The sequence below is a fragment of the Rhodothermales bacterium genome (genome assembly GCA_041391505.1).
Taxonomy (GTDB): Bacteria; Bacteroidota; Rhodothermia; order Rhodothermales; family JAHQVL01; genus JAWKNW01.
Genome location: JAWKNW010000044.1, coordinates 15,054 through 27,175, shown reverse-complemented (window position 1 = coordinate 27,175; position 12,122 = coordinate 15,054). Strand labels below are relative to the sequence as shown.

13 protein-coding genes are annotated in these 12,122 nt (G+C 64.2%); 7 read left to right on the top strand and 6 right to left on the bottom strand.

All coding sequences use genetic code 11. The annotated features are described in order from the left end of the window. The 5 genes from R2834_23770 to R2834_23750 all read left to right on the top strand — a co-directional run. A partial coding sequence (locus R2834_23770) for a sugar phosphate isomerase/epimerase family protein (GenBank protein MEZ4703369.1) occupies window positions 1–846 on the top strand: 846 nt, incomplete at its 5' end. Between the two features lie 47 nt (window positions 847–893). Beyond that, a complete protein-coding gene (locus tag R2834_23765; protein ID MEZ4703368.1) occupies window positions 894–1,250 on the top strand; it encodes a VOC family protein in 357 nt (118 codons plus the stop codon). Between the two features lie 33 nt (window positions 1,251–1,283). Further along, complete coding sequence (locus R2834_23760; protein ID MEZ4703367.1) at window positions 1,284–1,718, top strand: DUF6526 family protein; 435 nt, start codon at window positions 1,284–1,286, stop codon at window positions 1,716–1,718. Window positions 1,719–1,791: 73 nt separating this feature from the next. After that, window positions 1,792–2,259, top strand: coding sequence for an META domain-containing protein (locus R2834_23755; protein ID MEZ4703366.1), 468 nt, complete (start codon window positions 1,792–1,794; stop codon window positions 2,257–2,259). Window positions 2,260–2,317: 58 nt separating this feature from the next. Next, window positions 2,318–2,683: a cupin domain-containing protein gene (locus R2834_23750; protein ID MEZ4703365.1), complete on the top strand. Its 366-nt coding sequence runs from the start codon at window positions 2,318–2,320 to the stop codon at window positions 2,681–2,683. A gap of 398 nt (window positions 2,684–3,081) precedes the next feature. Here the strand turns inward: R2834_23750 and R2834_23745 are convergent, their stop codons facing one another. After that, on the bottom strand, window positions 3,082–3,732 hold the full coding sequence (locus R2834_23745; protein ID MEZ4703364.1) for a hypothetical protein: 651 nt from the start codon (window positions 3,730–3,732) through the stop codon (window positions 3,082–3,084). Between the two features lie 107 nt (window positions 3,733–3,839). Here R2834_23745 and R2834_23740 point away from each other — a divergent pair, with 107 nt between their 5' ends. Both R2834_23740 and R2834_23735 read left to right on the top strand, forming a co-directional pair. Next, complete coding sequence (locus R2834_23740; protein MEZ4703363.1) at window positions 3,840–4,430, top strand: DoxX family membrane protein; 591 nt, start codon at window positions 3,840–3,842, stop codon at window positions 4,428–4,430. Between the two features lie 27 nt (window positions 4,431–4,457). Beyond that, on the top strand, window positions 4,458–5,003 hold the full coding sequence (locus tag R2834_23735) for a GNAT family N-acetyltransferase (protein ID MEZ4703362.1): 546 nt from the start codon (window positions 4,458–4,460) through the stop codon (window positions 5,001–5,003). 94 nt (window positions 5,004–5,097) lie between these two features. On the opposite strand, the gene R2834_23730 is transcribed toward R2834_23735, so the two are convergent. The 5 genes from R2834_23730 to R2834_23710 form a co-directional block, all read right to left on the bottom strand. After that, on the bottom strand, window positions 5,098–6,711 hold the full coding sequence (locus R2834_23730) for a M20/M25/M40 family metallo-hydrolase (GenBank protein ID MEZ4703361.1): 1,614 nt from the start codon (window positions 6,709–6,711) through the stop codon (window positions 5,098–5,100). 117 nt (window positions 6,712–6,828) lie between these two features. Beyond that, a complete protein-coding gene (locus R2834_23725) occupies window positions 6,829–7,092 on the bottom strand; it encodes a hypothetical protein (protein MEZ4703360.1) in 264 nt (87 codons plus the stop codon). A gap of 11 nt (window positions 7,093–7,103) precedes the next feature. Beyond that, window positions 7,104–9,728 (bottom strand): c-type cytochrome, encoded by a 2,625-nt coding sequence (locus tag R2834_23720; GenBank protein MEZ4703359.1) that lies wholly within the window; start codon window positions 9,726–9,728, stop codon window positions 7,104–7,106. A gap of 100 nt (window positions 9,729–9,828) precedes the next feature. Further along, a complete protein-coding gene (locus R2834_23715) occupies window positions 9,829–10,281 on the bottom strand; it encodes an HhH-GPD-type base excision DNA repair protein (protein ID MEZ4703358.1) in 453 nt (150 codons plus the stop codon). Between the two features lie 531 nt (window positions 10,282–10,812). Continuing rightward, on the bottom strand, window positions 10,813–12,114 hold the full coding sequence (locus R2834_23710; GenBank protein MEZ4703357.1) for a hypothetical protein: 1,302 nt from the start codon (window positions 12,112–12,114) through the stop codon (window positions 10,813–10,815). Window positions 12,115–12,122 lie beyond the last annotated feature (8 nt).

The window sequence follows — 12,122 nt, the reverse complement described above, 5'->3', positions numbered from 1 at the left end:
GCGACCGACGCCGAGCCGCTGCAACCCGCTCACGCCGGCAGACCGCTGCCCGGTCATCTGAAGCTCAGTTGCAACATGTTCTCGTTCAACGAGCCGCTGCGTGGCGGCGCCATGACGCTCGAACAGGCCATCGAGGCCTGCGCCGAACTGGGCTTCGACGCCGTGGACCCGACCGGGTACTACTTCACCGGCTACCCCGAGCCGCCCGAGGATGCGTACGTGTTTCACATCAAGAAACACGCGTTCAGGCTGGGGCTGGACATCAGCGGCACGGGCGTCCGCAACGACTTCACGCTGCCGACGCCGGCCGAACGCGAAGCCGAGATCGCCCATGTGAAACGCTGGATCGATGTGGCCGCCAAACTGGACGCGCCGGTCATCCGGATCTTCGACGGCCGGCAGGAGCCGGCTGACGAAGCCATGCGCAGGGTGTTCTTCGACCGGCTGGTCGATGCGGTCCGCGAATGCGTGCTCTACGGGCGCGAACGCGGCGTCATGATCGTCTACCAGCCCCACAACGAATTCCTGAAGACGTCCGACGACGTGGTTCGGCTGCTCGACCGGGTGGACTCCGACTGGCTGGGGCTAAACCTGGACATCGGCAGCCTGCGGGTGGGCGATCCGTACGAGGAAGTGGCGCGCCTGGCGCGTTATGCCTATACCTGGCAGATCAAAGAGACGGTGTTCCGCGGCGCGTCCGAAGAGCGGACCGACCTGAGCAAGATCGCCGCCATCCTGCAGGAATCGGCCTACAGAGGCTACATTCCGCTCGAGACGCTGGGTCCGGGCGACCCGATGCCGAAGCTGAAGCGCTTCGTCGGCGAGGTACGCGCGGCCATGTTTTAACCCGAGATCCAACATCGCCTGTTCACCTATAAACACCAATCAACGCCATGGGACGTCCCATCCATTTCGAAATCCTTACCGAACACCCCGAGCAGTCCGCCGCATTTTACAAAGCTGTCTTCGGGTGGGATGTCGCCACGTGGGACGGCCCGCAGAATTACTGGCTCATGACAACGGGTCCGGAAGGCACACCCGGTATCAACGGAGCGGTGATGCATAATCATATGCCGCAGGCCGTCATCAACACGGTCGAGGTCGTGTCGGTCGACGAGGCATTAAAACGCGTCGAGGCGGCCGGCGGGAAACTTGTGATGGGTCCAAACGATATCCCCGGGGTCGGCCGGCATCTGTACTGCGCGGACCCGAACGGCGTGATACTGGGCTTGCTCCAGCCGGCTCGCTGACCCCCCACTCCATACCTATTCCGGTACTTCCCCATGCGTGAGCAAACCTTCGCCAACCACACCCGCGTGGTGCCAGGCTTCCACATCTTCCTCTCGGCACTCATCCTTGCTTCCTTCGTAGGTGCGGTCATCAACCTGATGCTCACCTACGAGCGCGGCGAGAGCATTTACGACGCGTCGCTGATCGCCATCGTGCTGGTGTGTCTGTCGATGCTGTTCTATTACGCCCGCGCCTTCGCGCTGCGGGCGCAGGACCGGGCGATCCGCGCGGAGGAAAATTTCCGGCATTACGTCCTCACCGGCAAGCTCCTCGACCAGCGCCTCACGATGTCGCAGATCATCGCGCTGCGTTTCGCCGCCGACGGCGAATTGCCCGCCCTGGCCGAACGCGCCGCGGCCGACGGCCTGAGCAACAAAGCCATCAAACAGGCGGTCAAAACCTGGCGGCCGGATTATCACCGGGCCTGACCGGGAATCGCCCGCCGGCATACCCGGTCCAAGATAAAAAACGTCCGTTCAGAACCTGCGCTCCTCACACACCATGCCTACCCGGTTTGCGTTATTCATCGGATGCATGCTCTGGCTTGCATCCTGTTCGATCTACGGCGACGCCCAGACGAGTGACAGGCTGGCTCCGGACACGTCGTGGGAACTGATCCTGCTCGATGTCGAAGGAACACGCATCGTCCCCGAACGCGACCGTCTCGGGCAGCGCATGCCGGATATGCATTTCGCGCCATCCGATGCCGGCGCGCAGACGCTTGCCGTGCACGGTTTCCTGGGTTGCAACCTCTTCAGCGGCACCGCCCGGATCGATGGCGAATCGGTCCAATTCACGGAGCTGACCCAGACGGAGATCGCGTGCCAGCCGTATCCGGCGCAGGTGGAAGGCCGTTACAGCGAGGCGCTGCAACACATCGATGCCTATTCGATCGTCGATGAGACCCTGACGCTTCGGTACGACCGCGGCGTACTGACCTTCCGCCCCGCCGTGCCGGCGTCCAACTAGGCGCCGGCGTCCTCGGAATCAACCGCCATCGGCCCAGACGCAGACCGGAACGACCTCGATGCCCTACCAGCCCATCAACTTCGCCGACAAACTCCTGCTATTCGACGAGCTCTGGTCACCCCGTGTCGTCGCCGAACTCAACGACTATCAGTTCAAGCTGGTGAAAGTGCGGGACAAGTTCGTGTGGCACAGCCATGCGGACACCGACGAGGCATTCATCGTGCTGAAGGGGATGCTCGTGATCCAGTTCCGGGATGGCGAGGTGTCGCTGAACGAGGGTGAGATGTACGTCGTGCCGCGTGGCGTGGAGCACCGTCCCATCGCGCGCGAGGAATGCCACGTGCTCGTCATCGAGCCGCGCGGCGTGGTGAACACGGGCGACGCCGGCGGCGACCGGACGGCCCGGAACGATGTGTGGGTGTGAGGCGAAAGGAGGGATTCTGGTGAATCCCTATGTTCGACGTTTAAGGAAGGATGTTCAAGGAGGCCCGCATTAAATCCTGAGAAACGGTTGGGATTTTCAAAAATCCTTCTCGGCGCGTCATCCTGAACCGCTCTCCGCTTGCTGTGGGCGTGATGAATGCCCGTCCGCGCGAACGCGGGGAGACCTCTCGAACCACCGTGAGACGCTCATGGGAGCCCTGCGCGAGTGATTCGGGAGGTCCCCCGCGTTCGCGAGAGCGGGCTTTCGACAACCCCGTCGCAAGCGCCGGGGGCTCAGGAAGACAACCCTTTTTTATTTCTCAACAGTTTCTCAAGGAAGGATGTTCAAGGAGGCCCGCGTTAAACCCTGAACCTTTGACCTTGAACCGCCTTACGCCCCTACCCCCGGTGGCGGTCCAGCCAGAAAGCGAGCGTCGCGATGGCGAAATAGAGCATCAGCGCGGAGGCCGCCAGCGCGCGGATGGTCTCGTCGGGCGGCGCGCCGAACAGGTTGATGGCATTTATCACGACGAGCGCAACGACGAGCGCCGGCATGCCGTACTGCCCGATGCGTGTCCGGGCATGGGTAGCGCGCATGTACATGCTCAGGCCGATGACGAGCAGTACGGATTCCAGTACGAACGTGATCGCCGGGTAATTCCACAGACCGAATCCGACTTTCGGCCCGTCGTCGAACAGCAGCGGCAGGTCCGGGGTGTGGACGATGAGATCGAGGAACCAGTGCGAGGCCACCGCGACCGCCATGACGGCCGGCAGCCGGCGACCGCCGGCGTACAGCCGGAAGACCACGAAGGCGATCAGGCCCCATACCAGCGCCGCCGCGAGGCTGTGGGTGAAGGGCATGTACTCGAGAACCAGATCGGATGCCGCGGTATAGTTCTCCTCGATACGAAACCGCTCGACGCCAAACACCGCCAGCGGGAAGAACAGGATATCGACGAACTGTACGGCAAGAAACAGAACACCCAGCGAGGCCTTCTTATCCTTGCTTTTCAGCGCCATACTGACGGCATAATGACCGACAAACATAGGGGTAGGTACGCAATATGATGACGATGGAATCCGAAACTACGGGACAAGATGCTAAGGATACCCATTTTATTGCCCGATTCCACGCACGCGTTACGCGAAATCCTGTGTGGCAGCGTCTGGCCGTGGTATCCCGGCTCCTGCTGGCGGCCGCCTTTCTTCCGTCGGGGCTCACGAAAGTGCTGGGCAACCGGTTCACGTCGATCTCACCCGACACGCCGATCGGGTATTTCTTCGAAGCGCTCTACCAATCCGGATTCTATTATCGCTTCATCGGTCTGGCGCAAGTAACGGCGGCGCTGCTGCTCTTGATCCCGCGCACCACGGCGCTCGGCGCGGTCGTCTATTTTCCGATCATCCTGAACATCTTCATCATCACCGTTTCGCTGCACTTCACCGGCACGCCCTACATCACGGGCCTGATGCTGCTCGCCTCGATCTTTCTGCTTTGCTGGGAATACGACCGGTTTCGCGATCTGAGGCTGTTTGCCAGGCCGGCGACGACGCCCAAGCGTGTGTTCGGCTGGGAGCCCCTGTTGTGGGGGGCCGCGGCGGCGGCCGTCTTCGGACTTGCTTATATGACGCGCTTTTCGGTCATTGAATCCGTCGGCGCGATCGGTGCCGTCGTGTTCACCGCCGCCGGCTTCCTCGGCGGTCTCCTCATGCGGTGGCATCTGAACGGCATGCGCAGCGCCTGACCGATCTGCCACCCTCCATCGCCAGCCATGCGGACGCACCCCGTCCTGGAAACCGACCGGCTGCTGCTTCGCGGCTTTACACGCGACGACGCCGCCGACGTGGAGCGGCTCGCCGGCAGCGAAGCGGTCGCTCGCGGGACTTTCCTCCCCTATCCCTACAAAGCCAGCCATGCCGAGGCGTGGATCCGGCACCAGGAGGAAGACTACCTCGCCGGCAAACTGACCAACTTCGCCATCGTCCACCGCGAAACGTCGCACCTGATGGGTTCGATCGGATTGATGATCGAGCCGGCCTATCACCACGCCCAGCTCGGCTACTGGCTCGGCGTAACGTACTGGGGGATGGGCTACGCCACCGAAGCCGCGCATGCGGCGGTGCGGTACGGCTTCAACGACCTGGGGCTAAACCGGATCTACGCCGCGCACTTCAGCAGCAATCCCGCATCGGGAAAAATCCTGGTCAAGATCGGCATGCGGCACGAGGGCTGCCAGCGACAGCATTACCTCCGCTTCAACCGGTTCGAGGACGCGGAGCTGTACGGCATCCTGAAGCAGGAGTACGCGGGTTTTTGAGAGGGGGAGGCTGGGGTTCGGGAGTTTGGGAGTGCGGGGGTGTGGCAGCGCCTGCTACACCCAAACCCCCATACTCCCAAACCCCCACCAGCAATCACGGCCCGGGCGGCGCCGGCATGGGCTTGCGGGGCAGCTTCTCGTCCCGCTGCGCGGTGTGGTAGACGAACGACGCGATGATCGTGGCGGCCTGCTTCAGGTCGTCGGCGATCGTGTGGTCGTAGACGTCCATGTTCGAGTGGTGCGTCTTGGGGCTGTAGGCGATCGGCTCCTGGATGAACTGGAAGCCCGGCAGCCCGACGGCGTCGAACGAGAGGTGGTCCGTGCCGCCCGTGTTGTTCAGGGTCAGCGTCGCGGCGCCCATGTCGTTGAAGGGCGCGAGCCAGGCGCGGAAAATCGGCGCGACGGCTTCGTTGCCCTGCATGTAGACGCCGCGGATCTTGCCCGTGCCGTTATCCATATTGAAATAGCCCGAAAACTTCTCGTGGTCGGGCAGCAGGCGGGACGGCGGCTGGCCGCGGCCGGCCGACTCGGCGAAGTGCTCGCCCACGTACGCGCGGGAGCCGAGCAGCCCCTGCTCCTCCCCGGTCCACAAGGCGATCCGGATCGTGCGGCGCGGCCCCTGGCCTTTGGCGTCGTACACCGCCTTCAGGATGCGCATGGCCTCCATCATGACGGCGGATCCGGAGGCGTTGTCGGTCGCGCCGGTGCCGGCGTGCCACGAGTCGTAGTGCGCGCCTAGCATGACCAGCTCCTCGCCGATCTGCGGATCCGTGCCGGCGATTTCGCCGATGATGTTGTACTCCATCGGGTCGTCGGTCTTGAACGACACCTTCAGATCGAGGGCGATCGAGACCGGAATGTCCTTGTCGAGCAGCCGCATGATGCGGTTGTAGTGCTCGACGGCCATGGTGAACTGCGGGACCGACGCCGGCGCGTCGACGTCGCGGATGCTCGCGCCTTGCTCCGAGGGAATGCTCGCACTCGACACGAAGATGGTCCCGTAATCCCCCTTCGTGCCGCGGTCGATCACGGCGAGGGGACGTTCCTCGAGGATGAAGTTCGCGATCTGGCGCTGGAGCTGCATCGCGCCGCCCTGGCCGCCCCGGAAGTTGCCGCCGCCCGTGCGCGGCACGGCCGTGGCGAGGCGCAGCAGATCGGAGTCGTCCAGCCGGCGCGCCGTCGGCTCGAAGGGCTCTTCGAGTTCACGGATGCTCTGCGAGAAGACGATCTTGTCTTTCAACTTGCCGCGGTACGGCTCGAGTTCTTCCAGCGATTCCACCTCGATCCGCACCACCTGGCCGCTGACGGGCCCCGGCGTGCCGGCGGACCATGCTTTCGGGTAGGCGACGACCGGGAAGCCGCCGTCGGGCGTCTTCGCCACGATCGAGAACGATTCGAGCGTCCAGCCTTTGCCGAACGGGCCCCAGTCGTCCTTGTGGACGTTGGTCAGCCCGATGGACGTCATCTCGCCGGCAGCCCAGTCGCTCGCTTTGTCGAGCATCGGCGAGCCGGTGAGCCGGGGACCGTAGACGTCGGTCATCCAGCTCAGGTACTCCATGACATGGCTGTTTTCCAGCCCTTCTTTCTTGATTTGCTCGACCACCGCTTCGTCGACAGGCTCGGCCATCTGCTGGCCATACGTCGGAACGACGAACAGCGTGAGGCCGGTTATCAGCGAGGCGACGCGCAGGCGATAGGTTGCGGTCATGATTGGACGTTGGGTTCAGTTGATGGATGCCACGAATTCCATCAAAAATATAGGGCCCACCGTCGAATAACAGGCGCAAACAGCCTGACAGGTAAAAGTTTTAACATCTTGCCGGCATCAACAGACGCGGCCGTTGCGCGGATCGATGTAGCAGGCGTCGCCGGAAACGAGGCGATTGGCCTGGAGTTCGGCGCGGAGGATGTCGAGGAAAGGCGGGATCTCCGCGCCGGCATACCGTCGTCCTCCCTCCAGGAGGAAGGGAGGCGGGGGATCGCCCCCCGCCTCCACGGTCACGACACGATGGGCAACGCACAGATCGCGCAGCGTTTCTTCGAGAGCGTCGCCGGCTTCGGAGCCGGCTGTGCGGTGCAGTTCGATCATGCGGCGTTGGCTTATTCCGAAGCGCGTTCCGGATGGTACAGCTCGTGCTCCGGATCGCCCCCGGCGAGGACGTAGACGATCAGGTCGAGCATTTCATCTTCGTTCAGCCGGTCGATCAACCGGGCCGGCATCGGCGAAATCGGGGAGACTTCCTCCTTGTCGACCTCGCTTTCCTGGACCGTCATGACGGTCGCCGGATCGAACGGATTAACGTTCACGGTGATCACCCCGTTTTCGCGTTTCACGACGCGCCCCATCACCTGCGACCCGTCCTTCCGGGTGAAGATGGTCGACGCGTACTGGTCCGACACCGCGTCGCTGGGCAGGGTGATCGCCGTGACGAGGTCGTTCCGCGAGAAGCGCTTGCCGACGGTCGTCAGCTCGGGGCCGATGTTGCCGCCCTGTCCCTGCATGGTGTGGCAGGCGGCGCAGAGCGAGGCCTGGTACATCCGCTCGCCGTTCGCGAGGTCGCGGACTTCCTTGCCTTCGACGACGCGGTCGCGCAGCAGCCGGCCGATCTCACCCCGGTTCCAGTTCTTGCCGGGGCCTACCGGCTGCGGCAGCGAGGCGAAGTCGACGCCCTGCTTGCCGCTGAATTCGCCCACCAGGTCGGCGATGGCTTCGAGCTGGCTTTCGGGGATATTCTCGACGGCGTTCGCCCGGATGTTTTCGATGAACGGCCGATAGCTCGCGCCGCCCTTCTTCTGAAGCGCCTCGAAGAACCACTGGAAGTAGCGCCGAAGCTGAGTCTCGCTCCAGGCTTCCTTGCTGTGGCTCAGGTTGTAGGCGTAGGCGATTTCCTGCGCCGAGGGCATGTTGCCGCGCATCTCGATGATGGCTTTGCCATACTGCTCGCTACGGGCCGTGAGTTCGTCCGTCAGGATCGGGACGCTGCCCTGCCCGCCGCGCGCCGTTTCCAGCAGCGTGAGCGTCGTCTCGTTGACGCCGGGAGCGCCGAGGTAGCTCAGCACCAGGCTGAGTTCGCGGTTCAGGTTCTCGGATTCCGACGGAAACGCCGGCGAGATCTGGTTGACGACCCGCTGACGCCACGCGGCGTCGGGTTCGCCGAGCCGGATGAAGACGAGCGCGTACGACCGCAGCAGGTCGACCTGCTGCGCCTCGGTCAGCGCGTTGTAGTCGACGCGCCAGAGCGCATCGAGCGCGGCGTCGCGCATCGAGGCATCGCCCTGGTGTGCGAGCGCGATCACGCCGTTGATGCGGCGGATCGGATCGGGGTCGACGAAGACGCGGTTCTTCCAGGTGTCGACCGGCTGGTGCTCGATGGCCACGCGGGCGGCGTAGCGGATGAAGCGATCCGGATGATTGAGGTAGAACCAGGCCGTCGGGACCGCCTCGGCGTCACGCCGGCCGTGGAACGCTTCCAGCATGTGCCGGATGTCCCGCTCGTGCCGGGGCTGTTTGTAGATCAACCGCTCGGTGGATTCCGTGCCGGTGTAGTAGACGCGATACAGGTGCGACTCCAGGTTGCGGCCGCCGGTCGCGAAGTACAGCGCGCCGTCGGGGCCGGCCACGCCGTCCGTCACGGGCAGCGGCACGCCGGAGAGGAATTCCTCCAGCTCGCCGCGATAGGTGCTGCCCTCCGCGATGAGGTCCACCCAGTAAATCGTGCCGAAGCTCCAGTCGAACGCGAACATGCCGCGCTGGTAGCGCTGGGGGAATTTCAGCGTATTGCCCATCAGGACCGACGTCGGGGAGCCCTGGCCGATATCGACGATCGCGGGCAGGTTGTCCGGATAGTTCGCCCGCCACTTGCCGGACCCGGTCCGCCATCCGAATTCGCTGCCGCTGGTGGCGTGCACGACGCGGATCGGGCGGTACCAGGGCATCCCGAGGTCCCACTCCATGTCGGCGTCGAACACGAAGAGTTCGTCGTCGGCGTTGAAGGCGAGGTCGAACGGATTGCGGTAGCCGGCGCTGACGAGCTCCAGCCCGTTGCCGTTTTCATCCATCCGGGCGACCCATCCGCCGGGCGCCATCCGGTCGATGGCGTGGCCGCGCGGGTCGACGATGCGGGGCACGAGCTGGTCTTCGGCCCAGGTCGTCGGGACGAGCGAGTTTTCGTAGTTCGGCACGTCCGTGTGGTTGCCGGCGATCAGGTAGAGGGTCTTGCCGTCGGGCGCCAGGATGATCGAGTGCGGGCCGTGTTCGCCGGGCGCGCCCGTGAACTGGTGCAGCGTCACGATCTTGTCGAGGTGGTCGTCGCCGTCGGTGTCCAGCAGGCGGTAGACGCCGTTGCTGTGCCCGCCGATGCCTTCCTGGCTGTTGACGACCACATACAGGCTATTGAACGCCCAGAGCAACCCCTGCGCCATGCCGATCTCGAGGTCGATCGGCTCGGAGACCGTCTTGCCGGCCGCGCCGATGGCCGGCATCGTGATCCGGTATAGGCCGCCGTGCTGATCCGAGGCGATGAGGCGGCCCTTGTCGTCGAACGTGAGGGCGACCCAGGTGCCCTGCTCGTTGTCCGAGGGCGAATAGAGGTGGTCGTAGGAAAAGCCGGTCGGCAGCTTCACCGTGGGAGGCGCCTTGACTTCGTTTTTGGATGCGTCGAGTCCCGAGCAGGAGGCCCACAGGAACGCGAGAGCAAGGAGAGAGGTGATTCGGATGCGGGGCATGACGAAATACGTTGGATGGAGCGTGATACAAGGGTTGCGCAGGAGCAGGCGTCCGCCGGCTATCCGGCGCACTCCGATCCCGTGGCGGGCAGGATCTATGTCAATGGAAGGCAACGTTCTGGAACACCTCGAGCGCGTGCCGGAGGGTTTGCACTTTTCCGGGACCGAATCCGGGAAGCGCTTTCGCGCGTTTCTCGAAATCGCGCGCATCGGAGGCGGCGGTCCACACCGTGCTCCCGTCTCCGCCGTATTCGGCGAGGAGGGTCTCGGCGAGTTTCTGGATGCGGCCGGCCATCATGTTGGCGTACCGGTGAATCCCGGGCTTTTCGGCGCACACCGCGGCGAAACGCTCGGGATCCATCGCACTTATCTTCGTGAGATCGAGGTGCTTGAGCCGCTGCTTCAGCTTGAGCGGACCTGAAAAGGCTACCTCGGCCCGCACCTGCTGATCGAGCAAGGTACCGATGAGCAGCGCGTTACCGTCTTCCCGCAACAACTGGTCGGCTTCGGGGTCGCGCGTATAGCTTCCCGTTTCCTCGAAATTGAGCTTCATGCGGTCGATACCGCCCATGATACATCCCGATAGCGGGCGCCGCGCCAGTGGTGGTGCGTGGCACCCCTGCTGAAGAGGGTCGATGCCGCGGCGCGGTTCGATCGTCAGACCGCGCCGTAAACAAAGTACCCACGGCGCGTCTACGATGCAACGCACGGCGCGCGGCGGCACACAAGGGAGCGGGAAGCATCAACGAGGTGACGGCACGCACGCCTTCGTAGCGATGCGAGCATGCGGGAGGTAAGATGCCGGATTTCTAACGAAAAAGGGTGCCCTGGATGTAAAATCCGGCATCCCCGCATCCTGCATCGGACGAACGGCGCGCCTCCGCGGGCAACGCCCGGCACGATGTAAAAAACCCGACCGGGCGTTTGGATGCCTCCACGAAACGTACGGCCGGCCCCATGCTGCAACAGGACCGGCCGATGGGAAGGCGTGAAACGAGGTACGCGGAACGCCGGCCGGCGCCGCCTGACGCCTCGCGGAACGCAGGGGATGGCCGTGCTATGCGGGAATTGAAACCGATTTGCCTCAGTTGAGCAACGCCGACAACGCGCGCTTCTGATCGCCCGAGGAGGAGATCGTATTGGCCGTCTCGAGATAGACATCGACCAGCGCGTCGTTGCCGGCCACGCGCGGTGCGGCGGCAATGAGCACGCGCGCCTTGTCGCCGGACGACGAGATGCTCCGCGCCGTCTCAAGGAGCATGGCGAGCGACGAAGCCTCCAGGGTGGTGTCATCCAGCAGCGCGATCAGCACCCCCATCTTGTCCCCCGAAGACGGAATACCGCGCACGGCGTCGAAAAAAGCCTCGCGGGCGGCCTCGAGATAGGCCGGCGCCGCCGCCGTCAGGAAGCGCGCCCGGTCGCCCGAAGACGGAATCGTGGCGGCCGTATGCATCGCGGCCTCGTACATGGCGCGGGACGCCAGGAGCCGGCGCTCGACCAGATGGAGCAGCACCTTCGTCTTGTCGCCCGAGGACGGGACGGTGCTCACGACATCCAGGTACTCGGCATCCAGATCGCGCGAATCGGCCAGGCTGACCAGAAAGTTCGCCCGATCGCCCGACGAGGGGATGCTGGCCCCGGCCTGCAGGGCGGCATGGTAGGCCGCCTTCTCCTCGAGCATCTTGCGCTCGGCGAGATACACGAGCGCCTTTGTCTTGTCGCCCGAGGACGGGATCGAGCGGATGGCGTCGAAATAAGGCATAATGGCGTCGAACGCGCCCAGCGACTGCTCGGCCGAAGCGATCAGCACCCGGGTGCGGTCGCCGCTCGACGGAATCTCCTGCGCTACCCGGGCGGCCCGCACGAGTTCGTCCGTCGACAGACGGGCCTTATCGAACAGCACCAGCATGTAGGTCGTTTTTACGCCGCTGCTGCCGATCGCCTCCACTTCGTCCAGCAGAGCGTTTGCCCCGCGCCGCGTGAAGCGTTCCGCACGGGCTTCCGCATCGATGCCGGCGCGCGCGATGCGCAGGATCATTGTCGCATACCAGGCCCGATCGGCCTCCGCCCAGTCCGTCGTCTTGCCGTTCAGGCGGTAGCTGTACACCAGCCGGCCGCCCGACCCGGGCTCGATCCGCAGCCGGCGGTCGTCCCTGCGGGTATTTTCGAGGATGTCGATGTATCCACCCGACGAGATGGATCGGATGTCCGTATCGTCGTCGTTCAGATGGATCTCGCCGCTGTAGGTGATATCCAGCTTGTAGCCGGGTTCGTTCTGGACGATTCGCGACGTGCCGAAACCGGTGTGCTGGGCGCTTGCCGGCGTGCCGAAACCGGCCAGTGTCGCCAGAACCAGGGTGGATAGCAGGATGGAACGCATTGTCATGATGGATA